Origin of the sequence: Rhodococcus sp. (in: high G+C Gram-positive bacteria) (genome assembly GCF_049591685.1) — a bacterium.
Lineage (GTDB): Bacteria > Actinomycetota > Actinomycetes > Mycobacteriales > Mycobacteriaceae > Rhodococcoides.
In genome coordinates, this window is the sequence record NZ_JBAWFH010000382.1 from 1 (window position 1) to 21,581 (window position 21,581).

The following is a 21,581-nucleotide window of genomic DNA, read 5'->3' on the forward strand; positions in this document are numbered from 1 at the left end:
ACGCCGATGTAGCTCAATGGTAGAGCCCCTGTCTTCCAAACAGGCTACGCGAGTTCGATTCTCGTCATCGGCTCCACCAATGAACCCGCCATCGCTTCACGCGACGGCGGGTTTTTTGGTGTCCGGACCGATGTTGCGTCCCGCTCAAAGGCGTGCACTCTCGTACAGGGCCTCGGCCACCGCTGCGTCCCCGACGATTTCCACGGTCCCCAGCGGGCGTCGACGCCACACGGTCAGCAGCAGATCCTCGGCCGATCCACGGAGCGCGACGTCGCCCTTCCGGTGTTCGCGTGACACCGCTACGGCGTCGCCGGTGAAGTCGAGAAACAACTCCATGTCGGTGCCGTCGTCGGTGTGCAGGTGCACGGTCCGGCCGGCGACGCCACCGAGACTGCCGGTGGGAATTCTGGTCAGGCACGCTTCCGCCCACTCTGCGACCCCATCCGCGGCGCCCGTGGCGTCCGCAGGGTCGGGCGCGGCGCCGCCGACTGCATGTAGCGCGTCCTGAACATCGAATCGGTGCACCGTGATCTCGTGCAACTGCCGACGGATCCAGAATGCGGGCGTCGCGACGCCGGTCCACGTGGTGACCTCCCGCGCCGGGCTCGCCGCGCGGTATGCGTCGAACATCGCCGCGGCGGAATCCCGATAGTCGTCGAGAATGCGCGGTCCCCGCTCGGGCTTTTCGACCGCGGCCAGCACCTCTGACATGCCAGCTTCCGCTGGTACCGCAAGTACGCCGGTGGCCATGCGGTGCACGAACGTCAGATGGCGTACCAACTTCTCGATCGTCCAGTCGGGCATCGACGGCACAGGCGTGGTCGTGTCTTCGAGGGAGAGTTGTGCGATGCGGTCACATTCCGCAACCAGGAGGGAGAGTTGCTCGTCGGCGTTCATACGGGCCATCTTGCACGGGCTTCACCGGACGCACTCGGGATCCGACGACGTATCCCGTCCGCGCCCCCCCCTTCCGCGTAGCCTGTGTTCGAGCCCGAATTGTCCGATGGAATGGACGCACCCGACGTCGATTCCGCGAACGCCTGGAAAGGGTGCCCTGGTGGAACTCCTACTCATTCTGTTGGTCGTGGCAGCCATCGTGTTGCTGGTGATACGCAGTCAGCGACATTCCGCGGCGCGAGCGGCGAGCACGCTCGACGACGCAAAAGCCGACGCCCGCCAGTCGATCGAGCGTCTCGCCGGACAGATCTACAACCTGACCGGATCCGACACGGCTTCGAAGCAGGCGTTGGCCGACGCCTCCGAACGTAATATCGCCGCCGGATCGCAGATCGATCAGGCCCGTACTGTCGAGCAGGCCCGGTTGGCGAAACAGACTGCGCTGGAAGGTCTTTACTACATTCGCGCCGCCAGGTTGGCGATGGGAATGGATCCAGGTCCGAAGGTTCAGGGCATCGACGGGCAGAAATCCGCGGGGCAGGTCACCGAACGCCGCACGGTCGACTACGAGGGCCGTCACGTCGAAGCGTCACCCGACCCCTCCGACCGCACTCCCAACTACTACCCCGGCGGCAGAGTTGCAGGCCGTCCCGTGCCTGCAGGCTGGTACTCCGAGCCATGGTGGCGACCGGCACTCGTGGCGGGAGCCTGGGGCGTGGGCTCGATGTTCCTCTTCTCGGCCATGTTCTCCGGCATGGCCGGCGTTCCGTACGACGAGCAGGCCTTCGAAAGCGGCTCCGGCGATGGATCGGAAGGCAGCGGGCCCGACGGCAGCGGATCCGACGGTAGCGGGTCCGACGAGCTGGGCGCCATGGGCGACACCGGTGGCGGCGATTCAGGCGGCTGGGACGGCGGCTTCGGCGGTGACAGCGGCGGCTTCGGCGGCGGTGACGCGGGCGGTTTCTAGGTGGCCTGACAGACGGGACACCAAAACAGGTTTCGAGCCTGCATCACGGATTGAAGTATTTCCGTCCCGCAGATGCGGCAGGGGCGACCTGCGCGTCGGTACACGTAGTTTCGGGGGCGAGTAGACCCACCGCGTCTACCGCCGTACTCACTGTCGCCGTGGTCGTCCTCGGGTCGGATCGTAATGATCTTCCCCCGTCGAACACCGATCTTCATCAGCTCCACCAGATCGAGCCACACTGCGTCCCATTCGGCGAGATCGAGATCTTTTCCGGGCCGCATCGGGTTGATTTCGTGCCGAAAGAGGATCTCGGCTCGGTACACGTTGCCCACACCCGCGAGCACCTTCTGATCCATCAACAAGGCGCCGATCGGTGTGCGAGACTTGAAGATTCGCGCCCACGCACGTTCCGGGTCGGCGTCCTTCCGGATCGGGTCCGGGCCCAGTCGCAACTTGAGGGCGTCGACCTGCTGCTCGGTGTAGATCTCGCACGCCGTCGGTCCGCGAAGATCGGCGCCGTACTCCTCCCCCACCATGCGGAGTCGCACTGCGCCGACCGGGTCGTTCATCGGCACGGCCTGCTCGGTGAACTTGCCGTACAACCCCAGATGGATGTGCACGATGAGGTCCGACTCGTAGCGGTGCAGCAGGTGCTTTCCCCAGGCCTCGGCTTTCTCGAGTACGAGACCGTCGATCAGCCCGGCGCCGGAAGTGAACCGTCCCTGCGGGCTGCTCACTTCCACCGGCGCGCCGCCGAACCGTCGTTGATGCAACCGAGCCAGACGATGCAGGGTGTGCCCCTCGGGCACGGTCAGGCAGGCTTCGCCGAAGCGTCCGAGGCCTGGCCGCCGGGAACCGCAGGCGCGTCCCCGGTGCGCTCGTACTCGGAGAGAATGTCGATGCGCCGTTGGTGCCGCTCTTCGCCGGAGAAATCGGTGCTCAAAAACGCATCCACGATCGCAAGGGCCTCGGGCAGTGTGTGCATGCGGCCACCGAGTCCGATGAGCTGTGCGTCGTTGTGCTCACGCGCCAGCTTCGCCGTCTCAACGCTCCAGGCCAGCGCACAGCGCGCGCCCGGAACCTTGTTGGCGGCGATTTGTTCGCCGTTGCCCGATCCGCCCAGCACCAGCCCGCGGCTACCCGGATCGGCGACGACACGACGGGCCGCGTCGATGCAGAACGCCGGGTAGTCGTCCACGGGGTCGTACTCGAAAGCTCCGCAATCGACGGGCTCGTGCCCGGTTGCGGTGAGATGTTCGATGATCTGATTCTTGAATTCGAGACCGGCGTGGTCTGCACCCAGGTATACGCGCATGCATAGAGTCTGCCAGGTGGACAGCAGCGCAGGAAAAGCGGTTGCCGGTGTCGACGGCGCCAAGGGCGAGTGGGTCGTCGCGACGTTCGACGGCGTACGCGTCGAATGGACGGTTGCCGCGGATGTCGAGTCCGTGCTCGCCCTGACGGGTCACTGTGCAGCCGTCGGCGTGGACATGCCGCTGTCGCTACCGACCGTGGGTTACCGCGTCAGCGAGGTGGAGGCCAAGGCCTTTCTCGGGTCGGCTCGATCGTCGATCTTTCATACCCCGGTGCGGGCCGTGCTGGGCGCCGAGACCTACGAGGACGCCTGCGCGATCTCGCGAGAGGTGACGGGCAAGGCAATCAGCAAACAGACGTGGTTCCTGCTGCCGGGGGTTCGGTCGTGGCAGGAAGCAGAATTCGATGCCGACCGCATCGTCGAAGTGCACCCCGAGTGCTCGTTCCGCAGCATGACGCCGACGACGTCGTTCGCGTCGAAGAAATCGGGCCGCGGCGCCGGGCAGCGAATGGCGGCGTTGAGCACATGGATACGGCCGCGCAACCTCGCGGACGGACTCGCCGCCCTTCCTGCCGGGCCTGCTCTCGACGACGCTCTGGATGCGGCGGCCGCGGCCTGGTCTGCGTGGCGATTCCTGCTTGGTGAGCACCGAACGTTCGGCACTGCCGACGACGGCGATCGCATCGTCGCGTGACACAGCACGGAAAGCATGACCTGCGGCGGCACGGCCGAGAGCGCGAGATCGCACTCGACCATGCCGCGGCGAGGAGCGCCTAGTCGAACGCAGGATCCTCGTGGCGCGTCCGCTTGAGCTCGAAGAAGTGCGGGTAGGACGCGAAGATCACCGAGGCGTCCCACAGCTTGCCTGCTTCTTCTCCGCGTGGAATGCGCGACAGGACCGGGCCGAAGAAGGCGACACCGTTGACGTGGATGGTCGGAGTGCCTACGTCGTCGCCAACCTTGTCCATCCCCGCGTGATGGCTGGTGCGCAGCGCTTCGTCGTAATCGGACGACGTCGCAGCGTTTGCCAGATCGGCGGAAAGTCCGACCTCGGCAAGAGACTGTTCGATCACCCGATGGAAGTCCTGATTTCCCTCGTTGTGGATGCGGGTGCCCATCGCGGTGTACAGCGGGAGCAGGATCTCGTCACCTTCGGCCTGCGCAGCAGCGATAGCGACGCGAACGGGTCCCCACGCCTTCTTCATCATTTCTGCGTACTGCTCGGGTAGTTCCCGACCCTCGTTGAGTACTGCAAGGGACATGACGTGGAAGTTGACGTCGATGTCGCGAACTTTCTCCACTTCGAGAATCCACCGGGAGGTGATCCAGCACCACGGGCACAACGGGTCGAACCAGAAATCGGCGGTGTCCTTCTGTCCACTGTCGGTCACGTAGAGCTCCTTGGGGTTCGGTCGAGTAATCCTGCGCATGCCAACCTCGGCCGTGGGCGAGGCATTCCCGGCGCGCCCACCCTTTGCGTGCCCGCGCGCGAAAACCTATTCATGATGGGATGGAACCATCACCGATCATCCATCACCCACTATCTACTCGAGAAGGTGTGCACTCAACGTGGTTGCTCCCAACCTGACCCGCGACCAAGCTGCTGCGCGGTCGAACGTCCTCGGCAATACCGCCTATTCGATCGTTCTGGATCTCACCGACGGCTCGGGCAACCCGAGCGAGAAGACGTTCTCGTCGACGACGACAATCACCTTCACCGCGACGCCGGGTTCATCGACCTTCGTTGACATCGTCGCCTCCGATATTCGTTCGGCGACCCTCAACGGAACTTCGATCGACGTGTCCTCGTACGACGAGGAAAGGGGCATCGCGCTGGTCGATCTGGCTGAGAACAACGAACTCGTCGTCGTAGCGGACTGCCTTTACTCCCACACCGGTGAAGGGCTGCATCGCTTCGTCGATCAGTCCGACGGGTCGGTCTACCTCTACTCCCAGTTCGAGACCGCCGACGCCAAGCGCATGTTCGCATGCTTCGATCAGCCCGATATCAAGGCGACCTTCGACGTGAAAGTCACCGCGCCGCAGAGCTGGAAGGTCATCTCGAACTCCGCACACACCGCCGAACCTGCCGACGGCGTTCACGTCTTCGAGACGACGCCATCGATGAGCACGTATTTGGTTGCACTGATTGCCGGCCCGTACACCGAATGGACCGACACCTACTCCGACGACCACGGAACCATTCCCCTCGGCCTCTACTGCCGTGCATCGTTGGCCGAGCACATGGATGCCGAGCGCCTGTTCACCGAGACCAAGCAGGGGTTCGGCTTCTATCACGCCAATTTCGGCACTCCCTACGCTTTCGGCAAGTACGACCAGTTGTTCGTGCCCGAGTTCAACGCGGGCGCGATGGAGAACGCCGGAGCTGTCACCTATCTCGAGGACTACGTGTTCCGGTCCAAGGTGACGCGCGCATCGTACGAACGCCGTGCCGAAACAGTCCTGCACGAGATGGCGCACATGTGGTTCGGCGATCTCGTCACCATGACGTGGTGGGACGATCTCTGGCTCAACGAGTCGTTCGCGACGTTCGCCTCGGTGTTGTGCCAATCGGAGGCAACGGAATACACCAATGCCTGGACGACATTCGCGAACGTCGAAAAGGCGTGGGCGTACCGCCAGGACCAGTTGCCGTCGACCCACCCCATTGCCGCGGACATCCCGGACCTCGCAGCCGTCGAGGTAAATTTCGACGGCATCACGTACGCCAAGGGCGCGAGTGTGCTCAAACAACTCGTCGCGTACGTCGGCAAAGAGGACTTCCTCGCCGGCCTCCGGAGTTACTTCGCCGACCACGCCTTCGGCAACGCCACGTTCTCCGATCTCCTCGGGGCACTCGAGGCCTCGTCGGGCCGGGACCTGTCGGACTGGGGCAATCAGTGGCTGCGCACCACAGGCCTGAACACGCTGCGCCCCGACTTCGACGTCGACGCCGACGGCAAGTTCACGCGTTTTGCCATCGAGCAGGGCGGGGCCGAACCCGGTGCGGGTGAGCATCGCGTCCACCGCATCGCAATCGGCATCTACGACGACGTCGACGGCGCTCTCGTCCGCACCGAACGCGTCGAACTGGATCTCGATGCTGCCGCGACCACCGAAGTTCCGGCGCTGATCGGTGTTTCGCGCGGCAAGTTGGTGCTCGTCAACGACGACGACCTCACCTACTGCTCGGTGCGGCTCGATCCCGAATCGTTGGCCACGCTGACTTCGCGTATCGGCGACATCGCGGAGCCACTTCCACGCACGCTCGCGTGGTCCGCCGCGTGGGAGATGACGAGGCAGGCCGAAATGAAGGCCCGCGACTTCGTCGCTCTGGTTCAGCGCGGTATCGGAGCCGAGACCGAGGTCGGTGTAGTACAGCGACTTCTCATGCAGGCACACACGGCCATCAACAGCTACGCCGAGCCGGGGTGGGCAAACGAACACGGTCGACCGCAGTTCGCGGACACCCTCCTCGACTCGGCGCGCGGAGCAGAGGCCGGTTCTGACCATCAGTTGGCTTTCGTCAACTCCCTCAGCGGTTCGGCGCTGTCCGACCGGCACGTGCACGTGCTGCAGGCACTCCTCGACGGTGACGCCGACGGTCAGGGTCTGGCCGGTCTCGAGGTCGACACCGACCTTCGGTGGCGGTTGGTGACAGCACTCGCTGCTGCCGGCGCTGTCGACGCCGACGGTCAGGACTCCCCGGTGATCGACGCCGAAGCCGAGCGGGACAACACCGCAGCCGGTGCCCGGTCCGCTGCCGCGGCCCGTGCTATCCGGCCGCAGAGCGCGGCCAAGGAGCACGCGTGGACAACGGTCGTCGACGACGACTCGGTTCCGAACATCACGGCCCGCTCGATCATCGGCGGGTTCGCAGGACCCGGTCAGTCCGAATTGCTCGAGCCCTACGTCGACCGCTACTTCGCGGCCATCGAGGGTGTGTGGGCCCGGCGATCGAGTGAAGTTGCGCAGACCGTCGTCGTGGGTCTGTACCCGTCGTGGTCGATCGACGCCGAGTCGGTCGCGAAGGCCGACACGTTTCTGGGCAAGGACCTGCCGCCGGCACTGCGCCGTCTCGTGCTCGAAGGTCGCGCAGGAATCGTGCGATCACTGGCAGCACGCGAGTTCGACGCGAGCTGACCCCTGAACGAGCGAATGCGCCGTTCGATCGATTGAGTCGATCGAACGGCGCATTCGCGTCTGCCCAGGGTCTGACAATGTTTTACGGGCTGACGATGTCCTACGGGCTGACGATGGCCGCGGACATGACGCGCACCGAGCTGACGAGACCGTCGATGAGGTTGCCGTCGCGGAACGGTCCGACGGCAGCCGTGATGCCCAACTGTGCGACACGGTCGGTCGCGCGGTCGGAGACTCGGCGACCCGTTCGGATTTCGATTGCCCGACGGTTGGGATCGACTGCGACGAGGACCGAACGGACGGCGTCCGGCGTGCCGGGAAAGACCTCGTCGGCGCCTACAGCAACGTTGTCGCCCAGTTCGCCGACGTAGACGTTGAAGCGAATTCCCGTTGCTCGCGTCGCCTCGGTCAGCGCGTTGTCGAGCGCCAGCAGATCCTGTGTCGCGAAGGGAAGCCAGGACGGGTTGACGGTCCCGAACTCGTGTACGGCCGAGATGCGTCCGCTGGATGTGATGGCTGCGCCGTAGGGCAGGTTGCGGCCTCCTGCGTGGACTGTGTCAGCCGTGCTGCGGACCAATTCACCACTTGCCACTTGCGGAACCTCCGATCAGTTCTGCTGCGGGCGCGTGCGCGTCGCCGTGTCCCCCGTGGGGTGTCACTTCGTCCGTCGCGCTCCACAGAATGGGTTCACGCGTCCACTTCTCCGACAGCGTGTACGGCGTGATGTTCATGCCGGGCTGCTTGTCGGCGACGTAGGACAACGCACCGATGATCCCGACGATGGCGATCGGAATCACCCCGAATATCAGCAGGGTCTCGAGAATGCTCACGAGGTGTGACGTTAGTCGACTTTCGGCGGAAGAGCGACGGCGGGTGGCCGCATGTCGCTCCTCACGCCGCACCCTCGCCCAGGTACGCCAACCAGGACGGATCGAGTTCTTTGTTGCTCGCGAGCAGTCGCCAGTGCGGGCCTTTCGGTGGAACCAACTGTGCTCGCAACGTCCACCCCATCTCACTGAGCATTTTGTCTGCTTTGCGGTGGTTGCAGGGCGCGCAGCACGCGACGCAGTTCTCCCAGGAGTGCTCCCCGCCGCGGCTTCGCGGAACCACGTGGTCGACGGTCTCTGCTTTAGCGCCGCAGTATGCGCATCGGAAACGGTCTCTGTGCATCAGTGCGGCTCGGGTCATCGGTACACGGGCACGGTAGGGAACGCGGACGAACGTTTTCAACCGGATGACCGAGGGCACCTGCACGGAGAACCCGGCGGAGCGGATGTACGGACCGGACGGATCATCGTGGACGACATCGGCCTTGCTGCAGACGAGAAGGACGACTGCGCGACGCATGGGCAGGGCGGTCAGCGGCTCGAAGGTGGCGTTGAGAAGCAGCACCCGGCGCTTGACCCAGGCGGGGACATCTTCTTCACCCGGGGAAACAACATGCAGAGGGGAAGCCCCCGAAATCCGTACCCGCTGGTCTGCGGTGTCCTGGACGTCGGTGGGCAGGAGTTGTCGGTGGCGGTTCTGCTTGTTCTTCACGGGTGTTCTCCCAAAGCATGTCGGCGTCCGCGCATGGCTTGCGCGGAACACGTGAAACAGTGGAACACGGAACCCCCTGGTGTGCACACCCCTTTTCTCGATAATCACCGTTGACGCGGTGTGAATTCCGAATGAACGCCTCACCGCCGGCGCGGAGGGTGGCACGATTGGGCGTCGTCCGTAGACTTTGCAAGTGTCTTTCTTCGATTCGATTTCTACCCAGGACCTAGCTACTCCGTTCTTCGACACCAGGGCCTTCGAATTGACCGAGACAGGTCGGGACTGGCTGGTACACAGGCCGTTGCAGATCGTCGGTTACGTTCTGCTCGCCATCGCGTTGAGGTGGGTGCTGCACAGACTCATCCACCGCTTCACGCAACGAAGCGCGAGCGAGTCCGACAAACCACCGATGTTGTTGCGTCCGCTTCGCGAACGGGCACCGCACACGCTTCAGAGTTCGATCCTCTCGGAACGGCGTAGGCAACGTGCCCAAACCATCGGGTCGGTGCTCAAATCCGCTGTCTCGGTGGTCATTCTGACGTGGTTCGTGCTATCGGTTCTCGATGTGGTCGGCGTCAACGTGACACCGTTCATCGCCTCGGCGGGCATCGTCGGCGTGGCCCTCGGTTTCGGCGCCCAGAATCTCGTACGAGACTTCTTGTCCGGCATTTTCATGTTGCTCGAGGACCAGTACGGCGTCGGTGACATTGTCGATCTTGGCGAAGCGGTCGGGACCGTGGAAACCGTCGGCCTGCGCGTGACGACGATTCGCGACATCAACGGAACCGTCTGGTACTGCCGCAACGGCGAGGTACTCCGCGTGGGCAACATGAGTCAGGGCTTTGCCGTCGCTGTGCTCGACCTACCGGTTGCACATACCGCCAACGCCGACGAGGCATGCGAGGTGGCCGAAAAGGCCGCGCAGGACGTCGTCGCAACGGGAGTGTTCGAAGAGGATCTCTTGGGCGAGATCGAGATGCTGGGTGTCAATGCAGTCAGCGCCGACACGGTGACAATCCGCATCACTATCAAGACTCGTCCGGGACGGCAGTGGGCAGTGCAGCGCGGGCTGCACCGCGAAATTCTTCAGGCGTTCGACGACGCCGGGATTCAGGCCCCTTACCCGCAAGGGCGAGTGGGCGGACCCATCGCCGACCTGACAAAGTAGAGAGGTACGCGCCCGCAGTTGCGAGCGCCGACAGCATGTCGCGTGAACGAGAGAAGAGGCGATGACCGAACCGCAGCAGACGTTCTACGACGCGGTCGGCGGCTCGGATACCTTCCACCGGCTCACCGCGAAGTTCTACGAGGAAGTTGCCAGGGACGAGGTCCTGCGTCCGCTCTATCCGGAGGAGGACCTCGGTCCGGCCGAGCGGCGAATGCGGATGTTTCTCGAGCAGTACTGGGGTGGTCCGCGAACGTATTCGGACGAGCGCGGTCATCCGCGACTGCGGATGCGCCATTCGCCGTTCACGGTGGGCCCGATCGAGCGCGACGCGTGGCTTCGGTGCATGCACATCGCCATCGCGTCGATCGACGAGTCGGTGTTGGACAGCCAGCACCGGAAGCAACTGACCGACTATATGGAGATGGCGGCTGCTTCGATGGTCAATTCTCCGATCTGAGCGCTACAAGCCAGACGACACGGTGGCGCGATCATCGGCCTTGCTCAGGCCGGCGCGTCGGATACCTCCGCGAACGAGCCCACCGAATTTGAGGGCGAGTGTCATCGGGGCCGACAGCTGCTGGCGTAGAATCGCGTGCTTGCGGACATAGTGGGCGACGTGCCATTCGGACCACGTTCCGGCGCGAAACAGCGCAGCATCGCCGGCTTCGAGGGTGTGAGTCGGGTGGTCGTCGGACGATACGGTGACGGACCCGTCCATGATGTGCACGATCTCGTCGACTGCGAAGTACCACCGGAATCGGCCCGCCGTGCAGTCCCACACGTTGGTCGTGGTGGTGCTGTCCAGGCTGCGCGACCATTCGGCCATCCTGGCTTCGGGGCGTCCTTCGAGGATCCACGTCGGCTCGATCGGGCTCGGCTGCAGGACTATCTCGCTGAGGCGCACAGCCTCGATGGATCGTGCGGTCATGGAATCTACGTACCCCTCGTTTCGGCTGGTTCGAACCGTACCTCACAATCCCGACATCTCGCCCGTTTTGGGAATGGAACCGGGGAATCGGTATGCCGTTCGTGCCGAGGCAGTCGGTCCCTGAGTCGAGAGTGTGGTGGTCGTTTGGCAGACTCGACCGTTGTGAGCGCTTCCAACGAACTCGTACCCGACCCTTGGTGGAAGGACGCGATCTTTTACCAGATCTATCCTCGCTCCTTCGCGGATTCCAACGGTGACGGCGTCGGCGACCTCGGCGGTGTCCGGGACAAACTCGGTTACCTCGAACTCCTCGGAATCGATGCGATCTGGCTGAGCCCCGTGATGCGATCCCCGATGGCCGACCACGGATATGACGTGTCCGATCCGCGAGAGATCGATCCACTGTTCGGCGACCTGGACGTCATGGACGCACTCATCGACGAAGCTCATGCGCGCGACATCAAAGTCACGATGGACCTCGTCCCCAACCACACCAGCGATCGACACCCGTGGTTCGTCGAGGCGCTCGAATCCGCGCCCGGCAGCCCCGAGCGCGCCCGCTACGTTTTTCGCGACGGTCTCGGCGCCGACGGGTCGGAGCCGCCCAACAATTGGCCGAGCATCTTCGGCGGCCCCGCCTGGACGCGAGTACAGGAGTCCGACGGCACTCCGGGCCAGTGGTATCTGCACATCTTTGCCGCCGAACAGCCCGATCTGAATTGGGACAACCCCGAGGTGTTCGAAGACCTGGCGAAGACGCTGCGCTTCTGGCTGGACCGCGGCATCGACGGATTCCGTATCGACGTCGCGCACGGAATGGCGAAACCGGCAGGGCTGCCGAACATGACGCTCGAACGCAACGAGCTGATGAAGAACGACGACAACGATCCGCGGTTCAACAATCCCGCCGTGCACGACATTCATCGTGACGTCCGCAAGGTGATGAACGAGTATCCGGACTCGACGACGGTCGGTGAGATCTGGGTGCAGGACAACGTGCGCTTCAGTGAGTACATCCGGCCCGATGAGCTGCATCTCGGCTTCAACTTCCGCCTCGCCGAGGCGGCGTTCGAGGCGACCGCGATTCGGGAGGCCGTCTCGAACTCCCTCGATGCCGTGTCGATGGTCGACGGCACTCCGACGTGGACCCTGTCGAACCACGACGTCGTGCGTGAGGTGACGCGCTACGGCGGCGGTACCCGCGGTTCGGCTCGCGCACGGGCGATGATTCTCTTCGAACTCGCGCTGCCCGGCGCGGTGTTCGTCTACAACGGCGCCGAACTCGGCCTACCCAACGTCGACCTCCCCGACCACGCGCTGCAGGACCCGGTGTGGGAGCGCTCCCAGAACACCGAGCGAGGTCGCGATGGATGTCGAGTCCCATTGCCGTGGGAAGGCACCGCTCCCCCGTTCGGTTTCAGCACGTCCTCCGACACGTGGCTACCGATGCCACCGGAGTGGGCAGACCTGACCGCCGAACAACAACTCGAAGACGTCGATTCGATGCTCAGTCTCTACCGCACAGCTTTCGAGCTGCGCGCACTGCGGCCGGAGTTCGCGGGCGCAGGCATCGACTGGTACGGGAGCCCTCCCGGCTGCCTCGCCTTTCGCCGTGGGGGCGGGCTCATCTGTGCGCTGAATGCGACGGACGTGCCCATACCGCTACCGCCGGGTGAGCTGTTGTTGTCGAGTGCACCCCTGATCGACGGGCAACTGCCCGCCGATGCGGCAGCGTGGCTGGTCTGAATTCACCCGCGCTGTTCGCGCTGAGGACAACTCGTCCTCAGCGTTGGACGCTGAGAACCAGTTCGTTGCTCCGCCGGCTGAACACCGAACCGAACCGGGCGTCCAACCGAAGCCACACCCTCGTGGCACGTACCCGGACCTTTTCGTCGGCGGCGATGCGCGTCAGCTCGATATCCGACGTCGCGGCGTCTTGGCCCACGATTGGAACGAATCCCATTGCTGTCAGGGCGAACACTGTCCTCATCGAGATCGATACACCGTGTCCGCCGCCCTCGACCTGCAGCACTTCCTGATCGAGCAGGGACACCGGCGGCCCATGACTGCTCCCGTGCTCCTTGGCCAGGGCCGCACCGCGCTGGGCCAGATCGATCAGCACCCGCGCCGGCACATCGTCGACATGGAAGAACCCGTGGTCGGGGGGCAGGGCACCGCGCCATGCCGAATCCATCGAGAACCCCGGATCCACCACGCCGTCGATTGCAGACTCGAGCGCGGTGAGCAACTGGTCGGCGGCGGCGGAGGTGTCGTCGGGAACCATCGTGCCCGCAATCACCCGCACCGCGAGCGCATCGAATCCGGTCGAGGCCCAGACGGTCAGGCGGCCATCCCCTCTCGTGCGCAGGCGCACCACCGCCGCCTCGTCCAGTCGTATCGATCTGGTCAGGAACGCCGTCAGGTTCTCGCGTTCCACCGCGTCGGGGATCGTCAGGACGCGTTCAAACACGCTGCCAGCTCTCGAGGTAACCGCGTTCTTCAGGGGTGAGTCGACGCAACCTCTGGGCGTCGATGTCGAAGGCGGCAATCTGCGTCGAGGCAACGATGGCGGCCGGAGTGTCGAGCGACTTGCCCTTCGCCCGAACCTCGTATCCTGCAACGAAATCCACGGCACGGACCTTATCGATCCACATGAACACGTCGAGCGGTCCGTCTTCGTGGCGCAACTGCCCGCGATACTTGACGTGGAGGTCCGCGATGACCGCACCGTGCCGTAGATTCGCGGTCGGCTTGCCGTCCACCAGCAACCACGGAATCCGCGCTTCTTCGAGAAGCGTCACCATGCGTGCGTGATTGATGTGTTGATAGACGTCCATGTCCGACCACCGCACCTCGACGCTGGTGTGGAATCCGATGCGATCGGTCGGCTCACGGTGATTGGACAGATGATCGACGGGCAGGCTCACTGCTTGAAATCCTCTTCTCTCGGAATAGGTGTCGGGCGAAGAAAAATTACGGGACCATGCTGCGCACCTGACGCGCGGCTACGGAAAGCGTCGCGAGGTCCAGCGTTCCGGAATCCGCGATCTCGCCGAGCGCTGTCCGCGCCCGAGCGAGCCGTGAAGAGTTGGTCGACTCCCACTCGGCGATCTTCTCGGCCGCACTCTCGTGCGGTTCACCGCCCAACAGAACATCTTTGGTGATGGCACGCAGCGAAGAATACAGATCGTCGCGGAGTGCGAGCCGAGCCAGCGAGTGCCATCGATCGCCCCGGGCGAGACCGGAAACCGACGTCAGCAACCAGTCGATGCCGATGTGCGCGTCGAGCGCGAAGTAGAGCTCGGCCACCTCGGCCGGGTCGTGCTCGGTGATATCGGCGACGTCGATGATGTCCAGGAGGCAGAACACGTCGAGCAGCGAATACACCTTGGTGGCGAGTTCTCTGGGCGCCCCGCGTTCGACGACTGCGTCGACCCGGCCATCGAGGTCCTTTGCCTGATGGCCCGCGATCCAATCGCCGACGAGCCCGCTGAGCGAGGCGACCTTCGCGGCGTACCTGCTGATCTCGGCGCCGACGGCAAGCGGCTGGGGGCGGTTGGTGAGCAGCCAACGAGCGACTCGGTCGAGCACGCGCCGCGATTCGAGCAGCAGCTCGTCCGACGACGAGGTGGGGATGTCGGCGGTGCGGATCTCCTCCCAGAGGTCCTCCAGGCCGAAAATGGCTGTGGCGGCAGCGAATGCGCGCACCGCGTCCGTGCCGGTCGCGCCCGCATCCTCGGCGAGGCGGTAGACGAAGGTGATGCCGCCGTGATCCACGGTTTGGTTGGTCAGTGTCGTCGCGACCAGTTGACGACGCAGCGGATGCGAGGTGATCGCATCGGCGAACGGTTCGCGAAGCGGCGCAGGGAAGTACTTCGGCAGTCGCGATGCGAACACGTCGCTGTCGGGCAGTTCGCTGGCGAGCAGGTCACTCTCGAGACCGAGCTTGACGTGCGCCATCAAGGTGGCCAACTCCGGTGACGTCAACCCGCGCCCGTCCTGTTTGCGCCGTCGGATCTCGGCTTCACTCGGAAGCGCCTCGAGCTCGCGATCCAGACCACGCCGAGTTTCGAGGTCTTCGATGACGCGGCGGTGCACCGTGATGAGCGCCGGGGCGTCGGACCGCGAGGTGCCCAGCAATTCGTTCTGCATGATGTTGTCCCACAGAACAAGTCGACCGACCTCGTCGGTCATCGACGAGAGAAGTTCGTCGCGGTCGTCGCGGTCGAAATGCCCGTCGGCTATCGCGGACTCGAGCAAAATCTTGATGTTGACCTCATGGTCAGAGCAGTCGACGCCCGCCGAGTTGTCGACGGCATCGGTATTGATGCGGCCACCCGACGCGTCGTACTCGATGCGACCGAGGGCGGTGGCGCCGAGATTGCCGCCCTCACCGACGACGGTGGCGCGGACGTCTCTGCCGTCGACGCGAACCGCATCGTTTGACTTGTCCCCCACCTCGGCATTCGTTTCGGTCGAGGCCTTGATGTACGTTCCGATTCCGCCGTTCCACAGCAGGTCGGCTGGGGCTCGAAGAATCGCACGGACGAGTTCCGGCGGCGACAGCGACGTGACGCCCTTGTCGAGCCCGAGAACGTCGCGGGCCTCGGCGCTGACGGGTATCGACTTGACCGTCCGCTGCCACACACCTCCACCCGAGGAGATCAGCGTCTCGTCGTACTCGGCCCAGGAAGAACGTGGTAACCCGAACAGCCGCTCACGTTCGGCGAATGCTTTCGCCCGGTCCGGATTCGGGTCGAGAAAAATGTGCCGGTGATCGAAGGCCGCGACGAGACCGATGTGACGGCTCAGCAACATACCGTTGCCGAACACGTCTCCGCTCATGTCACCTACGCCGACCACCGTGAAATCTTCCAACTGTGTGTCGATCCCGATCTCACGGAAGTGCCGCTTGACGCTCTCCCACGCGCCCTTGGCGGTGATTCCCATGGCCTTGTGGTCGTAGCCCGCCGACCCGCCGGAAGCGAACGCGTCGCCGAGCCAGAAGTCGTATTCGCCGGCAACTGCATTGGCCATGTCGGAGAACGTGGCGGTTCCCTTGTCGGCGGCGACGACGAGATAGGTGTCGTCTCCGTCGCGTCGCACGACCCGTTCGGGCGGCAGAACAGTACCCGTCGCGCGTTCGAGATTGTCGGTGACATCGAGCAGCCCCGCGATGAACAGCCGGTAGCAGGCCTGCCCCTCTTGCGCCGTCGCAGTGCGGTCGGCCGCGGCGTCACCGGTTGCGGTCGGTGGGCGCTTGACGACGAAGCCGCCCTTGGCGCCGACCGGCACGATCACCGCATTCTTGACCATCTGAGCCTTCGCCAGCCCGAGGATCTCGGTACGGAAGTCCTCTCGTCGATCGGACCAACGCAAACCGCCGCGCGCGACGGCCCCGAATCGAAGGTGCACGCCCTCGACCCGCGAGGAGTACACGAAGATTTCGTATGTGGGCTTCGGCTTGGGCAATTCGGCGACCTGCCGGGGATCGAACTTGAAAGCGAGGAAGTCACGACGCGCACCGTCCCGCCCGACGACGTAGTAATTGGTGCGCAGTGTGGCCCTGATCAATTCGAAGATAGCTCGAAGGATGCGATCGGCGTCGAGACTGACTACCTCGTCGATCAGCGAAGTGAGCTCACCGCTCAGTTCCTCCGAGGCGGCCTCGTCCACATGGTCGGGGTCGAAGTGCGATTCGAACAGGGCGACGAGCAGACGAGCCGTCCGTGGATGACCGAGCAACACCCCCTCGATGTTGAACTGGCTGTAGGGGAACATGGCCTGGCGCAAAAACTTTGCGTACGCCCGCAGAATCGTTGCTTGCCTCCATGTCAGGCCGGCGCGCATGACCAGTTCGTTGAACCGGTCCGCTTCGGCGCGTCCCTCCCACACCGCGGTGAAAGCGTCGGTGAACCGCACCTGCACTCGTGACTCTCGCTCGGACGAGCCCGCACCCTGCAATTCGGCATCGAGATCGCCGTCGATGGCCGCGCGCAGCATATCCCGGGATGCCGACACACCGAAGTCGTAGATCCAGCACTGCATTCCATCGGGGCGCACCACCGGGTACGGCCGTTCGTCGTCCACTTCGACGCCCAAGCTCTGCAGCACGGGCAACACCTGGCTGAGCGAAACACCGCGTCCGCCGATGTACAGGCTGAAGCGCCAGCTACCAATGTCCGAGTTCACGTTTCGGTAGAGCTGCATGTCGATCGAGCCGTCGGTCAACGCCTCGAGGCGCGCGATGTCCGACACCGCCCTGTCGGGCCCGAAGTCCTGCTTGTACGCCTCCGGCAGCGCCTCGGCGTAGCGAGAAGCGCCGTGTCCGACGCTTCCGTTCCTCGAAACCGCTTGCGCGAGACCGTCTTCCCACGTTTTGATGGTATCGGTGAGCAGCGCTTCGATCCGGGCAACATTGTCGGCCGTCAAATCGACTGCTTCGGAGTGAGGTCGGTCGCGTCGAACCGTCACATGGAGGAGCGCCAGATCGGACTCGGTCACCCGCGCCGTGTAGTCGATTCCCGAACCGTTCAGTTCGGTCAGGAGGCCATCCTGTACAGCGAGACGGACACGCGTGGTGTATCGGTCGCGCGGCAGATAGACGAGGGCGCTCACGAAGGCACCGGCGGAATCCTCGCGGAGGAACACCTTGACCCTCCGTCGGCGGCCCATCGCGAGAACAGCTGTGGCGGTGCCGAACAGCGCATCCTCATCGGTGGCGAAGAGCTCCGACCGCGGCATGGATTGCAGCACCTCGAGCATGGCCTGCCCCGAGAAAGAAGCAAAGTCGTACCCGGCCCGATCGATCACCGAACGCACCCGGCTCTCGATCACCGGAATGTCGAGCACGTTCTCGTGCAGCGCTGTCACCGTGAAAACCCCCACGAAACGGTGCGCGCCGAAATCCGGTGCGGCAGAATCGAACAGCGTGACGAAATAGGGGTAGACCGCGCGGTGCACGGTGGCGGGACTCGAGCCCTGCGTCAGCTCCACCAGATCGGTCCGCTCACCGAGCGCCCACGAATCCGCCCCTGACCGGTCGTCGTGCCGCAGCACACCGAGGCCGCTGCCCGGGGTCGGCTCCGCGCGGAGCGCCCCGTCAGGTGTTTCGACGGCGTCGTAGCGACGGTATCCCAGGAGGGTGTAGTGGCCGTCGGCCAGCCACCTCATCAAATCAGCGGCGGCGCGCGTTTCTGCGGCTGAGTCACCGGCGCGCAAATCTGCTGCATCACCCAGTGTCTCGGCAACGTCGGTCTGCACCGCCTGCATGGCCTCGGTGTCGGCAACAACGCCGCGTACATCGGCGAGCACGCCCTCGATAGCGTCCTTCACTCCGTCGAGGGAGGAGTTCGACGTCGGCGGGGCCAGCTGAACATGCATCCACGACTCGCGAACGACACCTGCACCCGACGCGCCGTTCGCGGCGCCGACCCTGGTCAGCGTGCCGTCCGCGTCTCGAACTACCGAGAGGATTGGATGAACGACCTCGATGACCTCGACACCCAACCTCGACAGTTGGGAAACGACGGACTCGACGAGTAGGGGCATGTCGTCGTTGACGATCTGCAGCGCCACACCCACGGACGACTTCGTGGCGTTCTCGTTTGGTACGTACAGCTCCACCTTCGCGTGCCCTGGTATCCGGTGCGCGGCCAACCGAAGGTGAAGCCGGAACATGTCGTGCTCCGGTTCGGTAACCGAACCGTCGAGATCACCGACGTCCACATGCGCGAAGTACGCGGATTTCACCTCGGGAAGCGTCGCCGCCAACTCCCCCGGCAGCTCGCTCGTCCAGTTTTCGTCCGTCGTACCCGCCGTGTTCGGCATGTGTGGAACCACTCCCTTGTGAGGATCTCCCGGCCCGAAGGCCGCTCCACACGACCCTATCGGTGAACGGCCGACCCGACGGGCGTGTCAGCTAGTCCGCGCCACGCGAGTTCTGGTCGACGGTGAGATACTCAACGAGCACCGCGCGTTCGCCATCGGTAAGAGGCCGCGGCAACTGAGACGCCAGATCGAACGCCACCATCACCGCTTCTGCCTCCGCGCACAGCCCGCCCGACGCATCGACTTTCGCGATGGCCGACGCCGAACGACGTCCGGCCGATACGCACGATCGACACCTCGATCGACAACGGCCCGGAATCGTCGAAAATGGGCCGCAAGAAATCGACCGCCAATTTCCGCATCACCGTCGCACCACGGGCATTCTCAGCCTGATGGGTCGTTCCTGCAGGCTCCACTCCCGCCACCTGGGTCGTTCCTGCAGGCTCCACTCCCGCCTGCAGGAAGCACGTCGTGATGAAATGCGCACGCGCTTCCTGCAGGTACTCCACGAATCGGGTGTTGTTGACGTGCCCGAGTCGGTCCGAGTCGCTCCAGCGGACTTGAAGCCGATACTCGAACGTCTTTCCGGCCAAGCGTCAGTCCCTCGTCAGCTTGCGGTGCGTGACGCGGTGCGGACGCGCGGCGTCGGGGCCGAGCCGCTCGACCTTGTTGGCCTCGTAGCCCTCGAAGTTGCCCTCGTACCAGTACCAGGCTGCTTCGTTGTCGCCGAAGCCTCCCTCCCACGCCAGGATGTGGGTGCAGGTGCGGTCGAGGAACCACCGGTCGTGCGAGATGACCACGGCGCAACCGGGGAACTCTTCGAGCGCATTTTCGAGCGATCCGAGCGTTTCGACGTCAAGGTCATTGGTCGGTTCGTCGAGCAGGATCAGGTTGCCGCCCTGCTTGAGCGTCATCGCCAGATTCAGTCGGTTTCGCTCACCGCCGGAGAGCACGCCGGCGGGCTTCTGCTGATCGTGGCCCTTGAACCCGAACGAGCTGATGTAGGCGCGTGAGGGGAACTCGGAGCTGCCGACGGTGATGAAGTCGAGTCCGTCGGACACGGTCTCCCACACCGTCTTCTTGGCGTCGATGCCCGAACGGTTCTGGTCGACGTAGCTGAGCTTGACCGTCTGGCCGATCTTGACCTCGCCGCCGTCCGGCTCTTCGAGTCCGACGATGGTCTTGAACAGCGTCGTCTTACCCACACCGTTGGGGCCGATGACGCCGACGATGCCGTTGCGGGGCAATGTGAAGGACAGGTCCTTGATCAGAACTCGGCCGTCGAAGCCCTTGTCGAGGTTCTTGACCTCGACCACGATGTCGCCGAGCCGCGGCGGGTTCGGGATCTGGATTTCGTCGAAGTCCAACTTCCGGGTCTTCTCCGCCTCGGCGACCATCTCGTCGTAGCGGGCCAGACGCGATTTGCTCTTGGCCTGACGGGCCTTGGCGCCGGAGCGAACCCAGGCAAGCTCGTCCTTGAGCCGCTTCTGCAGCTTCTGGTCCTTCTTGCCCGACACCTCGAGGCGTTCGGCCTTCTTCTCGAGGTAGGTCGAGTAGTTGCCCTCGTACGGGTACAGGTGTCCGCGGTCGACCTCGGCGATCCACTGCGCGACGTGATCGAGGAAGTACCGGTCGTGAGTGACGGCGAGGATCGCGCCCGAGTAGGCAGCGAGGTGCTGTTCGAGCCACAGCACCGATTCGGCGTCGAGGTGGTTGGTCGGTTCGTCGAGGAGCAACAGATCAGGCTTGCTCAGGAGGAGCTTGCACAGCGCGACGCGGCGCTTCTCACCACCGGAGAGGTTGGTGACGCCCGACTCGGGCGGTGGGCAGCGTAGGGCGTCCATGGCTTGTTCGAGCTGCGAATCGATCTCCCACGCGTCGGCGTGATCGAGCTTTTCCTGGAGATCGCCCATTTCCTCCATGAGCTCGTCCGAGTAGTCGGTCGCCATCAGTTCGGCGATTTCGTTGTAACGCTTGAGCTGCACCATCGTGTCGCCGAGACCGTCCTCGACGTTTTCGCGCACCGTCTTGGTGTCGTCGAGCACGGGCTCCTGCATGAGGATGCCGACCGATGCGCCGGGGGCGAGAAATGCCTCACCGTTTCCGGGCTGGTCGATCCCGGCCATGATCTTGAGGATGCTGGACTTGCCGGCGCCGTTGGGGCCGACGACACCGATCTTGGCTCCTGGGTAGAAGCTCATCGTGACGTCGTCGAGGATGACCTTGTCGCCGTGCGCCTTGCGCACCTTCTTCATGGTGTAGATGAATTCCGCCATGCGCGCCAGCTTATCGGTCTCGGGCCCGGTCGACACTATCGCCCGCACAGCGACGCCGGTCGGCTCGCATGCCGGACCCGTGACGAGTGGCCCGGGCCCGGCGCGCGAAGACCGGCAGAAGTGGCGCAGCTAGACGCCCGCTCCGACGGCAGTCGGTTCTTCGACGTCCGAGTGTGCTCCCTCGGCCGCCTCGAATTCGTCGATGCCGACTACGGACTCGGAGTCGTAGGCGTCGTCCTGTGGTGTGTCGGCGTCGGCCTCCGCTGTGGTTTCGGTTGCGGGCCGGGCCCTCTCGACCTTGACGATGCACCGAGCGAGGTCGGGTCCGACGGCGCTGGCCGTCATCTCCAGAGCGGACCGCTCGACGCCTTCCCGGGTGGTGTATTCGTTGGTCCGCAACTGTCCGTAGGCGATGATCGGGTCGCCCTTCATCAGTGAGCCACCCACGCCCTTGACCAGCCTGCGCCAGCACGTGACGGTGAGGAACAGCGTGCCGCCGTCCGTCCACTCCCCTGTGG

20 protein-coding genes and 1 tRNA gene are annotated in these 21,581 nt (G+C 64.3%); 7 read left to right on the forward strand and 14 right to left on the reverse strand.

All coding sequences use genetic code 11. From position 1 onward, the window contains the following. The first annotated feature begins 2 nt into the window (after nucleotides 1-2). Nucleotides 3-76: transfer RNA gene (locus tag WBQ44_RS15935), tRNA-Gly, on the forward strand. A 68-nt stretch (nucleotides 77-144) separates the two neighbouring features. Here the strand turns inward: WBQ44_RS15935 and WBQ44_RS15940 are convergent. Beyond that, nucleotides 145-897 (reverse strand): maleylpyruvate isomerase N-terminal domain-containing protein, encoded by a 753-nt coding sequence (locus WBQ44_RS15940; RefSeq protein WP_495567643.1) that lies wholly within the window; start codon nucleotides 895-897, stop codon nucleotides 145-147. A gap of 160 nt (nucleotides 898-1,057) precedes the next feature. On the opposite strand from WBQ44_RS15940, the gene WBQ44_RS15945 reads away from it, so the two are divergent. Further along, a complete protein-coding gene (locus tag WBQ44_RS15945) occupies nucleotides 1,058-1,864 on the forward strand; it encodes a DUF1542 domain-containing protein (protein ID WP_495567644.1) in 807 nt (268 codons plus the stop codon). Here WBQ44_RS15945 and WBQ44_RS15950 read toward each other — a convergent pair. After that, nucleotides 1,861-2,673, reverse strand: a complete 813-nt coding sequence (locus tag WBQ44_RS15950; protein WP_495567645.1) for an Fpg/Nei family DNA glycosylase — start codon at nucleotides 2,671-2,673, stop codon at nucleotides 1,861-1,863. The genes WBQ44_RS15945 and WBQ44_RS15950 overlap by 4 nt on opposite strands. 2 nt (nucleotides 2,674-2,675) lie before the next feature. Then, nucleotides 2,676-3,179 carry a ribose-5-phosphate isomerase gene (locus WBQ44_RS15955; RefSeq protein ID WP_495567646.1) on the reverse strand — a complete coding sequence of 168 codons (504 nt, stop codon included), beginning with the start codon at nucleotides 3,177-3,179 and terminating at the stop codon, nucleotides 2,676-2,678. 16 nt (nucleotides 3,180-3,195) lie between these two features. Here WBQ44_RS15955 and WBQ44_RS15960 point away from each other — a divergent pair, with 16 nt between their 5' ends. Then, nucleotides 3,196-3,873, forward strand: a complete 678-nt coding sequence (locus WBQ44_RS15960; RefSeq protein WP_495567647.1) for a DUF429 domain-containing protein — start codon at nucleotides 3,196-3,198, stop codon at nucleotides 3,871-3,873. Between the two features lie 79 nt (nucleotides 3,874-3,952). On the opposite strand, the gene WBQ44_RS15965 is transcribed toward WBQ44_RS15960, so the two are convergent. After that, complete coding sequence (locus WBQ44_RS15965) at nucleotides 3,953-4,609, reverse strand: mycothiol-dependent nitroreductase Rv2466c family protein (protein ID WP_495567648.1); 657 nt, start codon at nucleotides 4,607-4,609, stop codon at nucleotides 3,953-3,955. Between the two features lie 139 nt (nucleotides 4,610-4,748). Here WBQ44_RS15965 and pepN point away from each other — a divergent pair, with 139 nt between their 5' ends. Further along, nucleotides 4,749-7,322, forward strand: coding sequence for an aminopeptidase N (gene pepN / locus WBQ44_RS15970; RefSeq protein ID WP_495567649.1), 2,574 nt, complete (start codon nucleotides 4,749-4,751; stop codon nucleotides 7,320-7,322). Nucleotides 7,323-7,422: 100 nt separating this feature from the next. Here pepN and WBQ44_RS15975 read toward each other — a convergent pair whose 3' ends face one another. The 3 genes from WBQ44_RS15975 to WBQ44_RS15985 form a co-directional block, all read right to left on the reverse strand. Next, complete coding sequence (locus WBQ44_RS15975; protein WP_495567650.1) at nucleotides 7,423-7,914, reverse strand: DUF5130 family protein; 492 nt, start codon at nucleotides 7,912-7,914, stop codon at nucleotides 7,423-7,425. Beyond that, the gene (gene ctaJ, locus WBQ44_RS15980) at nucleotides 7,901-8,152 is read right to left on the reverse strand and encodes an aa3-type cytochrome oxidase subunit CtaJ (RefSeq protein WP_495567651.1); all 252 of its coding nucleotides are present in this window, start codon (nucleotides 8,150-8,152) and stop codon (nucleotides 7,901-7,903) included. Before ctaJ ends, WBQ44_RS15975 begins: the two co-directional genes overlap by 14 nt. A 61-nt stretch (nucleotides 8,153-8,213) precedes the next feature. Then, nucleotides 8,214-8,861 carry an HNH endonuclease gene (locus WBQ44_RS15985; protein ID WP_495567652.1) on the reverse strand — a complete coding sequence of 216 codons (648 nt, stop codon included), beginning with the start codon at nucleotides 8,859-8,861 and terminating at the stop codon, nucleotides 8,214-8,216. Between the two features lie 193 nt (nucleotides 8,862-9,054). Here WBQ44_RS15985 and WBQ44_RS15990 point away from each other — a divergent pair, with 193 nt between their 5' ends. Beyond that, nucleotides 9,055-10,029, forward strand: coding sequence for a mechanosensitive ion channel family protein (locus WBQ44_RS15990; protein ID WP_495567653.1), 975 nt, complete (start codon nucleotides 9,055-9,057; stop codon nucleotides 10,027-10,029). Between the two features lie 61 nt (nucleotides 10,030-10,090). After that, nucleotides 10,091-10,486, forward strand: coding sequence for a globin (locus WBQ44_RS15995; RefSeq protein WP_495567654.1), 396 nt, complete (start codon nucleotides 10,091-10,093; stop codon nucleotides 10,484-10,486). Nucleotides 10,487-10,489: 3 nt separating this feature from the next. Here the strand turns inward: WBQ44_RS15995 and WBQ44_RS16000 are convergent, their stop codons facing one another. Then, nucleotides 10,490-10,957, reverse strand: coding sequence for a cupin domain-containing protein (locus WBQ44_RS16000; RefSeq protein WP_495567655.1), 468 nt, complete (start codon nucleotides 10,955-10,957; stop codon nucleotides 10,490-10,492). Between the two features lie 162 nt (nucleotides 10,958-11,119). Between WBQ44_RS16000 and WBQ44_RS16005 the strand changes: the two genes are divergently transcribed. Continuing rightward, entirely contained in the window at nucleotides 11,120-12,703 is a 1,584-nt protein-coding gene (locus WBQ44_RS16005) for a glycoside hydrolase family 13 protein (protein WP_495567656.1), read from the forward strand. Nucleotides 12,704-12,740: 37 nt separating this feature from the next. Here the strand turns inward: WBQ44_RS16005 and WBQ44_RS16010 are convergent, their stop codons facing one another. From WBQ44_RS16010 to WBQ44_RS16035, 6 genes are all read right to left on the reverse strand, one after another. Beyond that, complete coding sequence (locus WBQ44_RS16010) at nucleotides 12,741-13,427, reverse strand: DUF8010 domain-containing protein (RefSeq protein ID WP_495567657.1); 687 nt, start codon at nucleotides 13,425-13,427, stop codon at nucleotides 12,741-12,743. Beyond that, a complete protein-coding gene (locus tag WBQ44_RS16015; protein ID WP_495567658.1) occupies nucleotides 13,420-13,884 on the reverse strand; it encodes an acyl-CoA thioesterase in 465 nt (154 codons plus the stop codon). Before WBQ44_RS16015 ends, WBQ44_RS16010 begins: the two co-directional genes overlap by 8 nt. 46 nt (nucleotides 13,885-13,930) lie before the next feature. Continuing rightward, nucleotides 13,931-18,787 (reverse strand): NAD-glutamate dehydrogenase, encoded by a 4,857-nt coding sequence (locus tag WBQ44_RS16020; protein ID WP_495567659.1) that lies wholly within the window; start codon nucleotides 18,785-18,787, stop codon nucleotides 13,931-13,933. Nucleotides 18,788-18,918: 131 nt separating this feature from the next. Further along, nucleotides 18,919-19,380, reverse strand: a complete 462-nt coding sequence (locus tag WBQ44_RS16025; RefSeq protein WP_495567660.1) for an acyl-CoA thioesterase — start codon at nucleotides 19,378-19,380, stop codon at nucleotides 18,919-18,921. 3 nt (nucleotides 19,381-19,383) lie between these two features. After that, nucleotides 19,384-21,063 carry an energy-dependent translational throttle protein EttA gene (ettA, locus tag WBQ44_RS16030; RefSeq protein ID WP_495567661.1) on the reverse strand — a complete coding sequence of 560 codons (1,680 nt, stop codon included), beginning with the start codon at nucleotides 21,061-21,063 and terminating at the stop codon, nucleotides 19,384-19,386. A 129-nt stretch (nucleotides 21,064-21,192) separates the two neighbouring features. Then, on the reverse strand, nucleotides 21,193-21,581 hold a 389-nt coding region (locus WBQ44_RS16035; RefSeq protein WP_495567662.1), incomplete at its 5' end, for a single-stranded DNA-binding protein.

Bases quoted from the DNA above. Each gene is read 5' to 3' on its own strand.
- WBQ44_RS15965 (WP_495567648.1), bottom strand. From the start codon at position 4,609: ATGCGCAGGATTACTCGACCGAACCCCAAGGAGCTCTACGTGACCGAC.
- WBQ44_RS16000 (WP_495567655.1), bottom strand. From the start codon at position 10,957: ATGACCGCACGATCCATCGAGGCTGTGCGCCTCAGCGAGATAGTCCTG.
- WBQ44_RS15940 (WP_495567643.1), bottom strand. From the start codon at position 897: ATGAACGCCGACGAGCAACTCTCCCTCCTGGTTGCGGAATGTGACCGC.
- WBQ44_RS16020 (WP_495567659.1), bottom strand. From the start codon at position 18,787: ATGCCGAACACGGCGGGTACGACGGACGAAAACTGGACGAGCGAGCTG.
- WBQ44_RS15995 (WP_495567654.1), top strand. From the start codon at position 10,091: ATGACCGAACCGCAGCAGACGTTCTACGACGCGGTCGGCGGCTCGGAT.
- ettA (WP_495567661.1), bottom strand. From the start codon at position 21,063: ATGGCGGAATTCATCTACACCATGAAGAAGGTGCGCAAGGCGCACGGC.
- WBQ44_RS15955 (WP_495567646.1), bottom strand. From the start codon at position 3,179: ATGCGCGTATACCTGGGTGCAGACCACGCCGGTCTCGAATTCAAGAAT.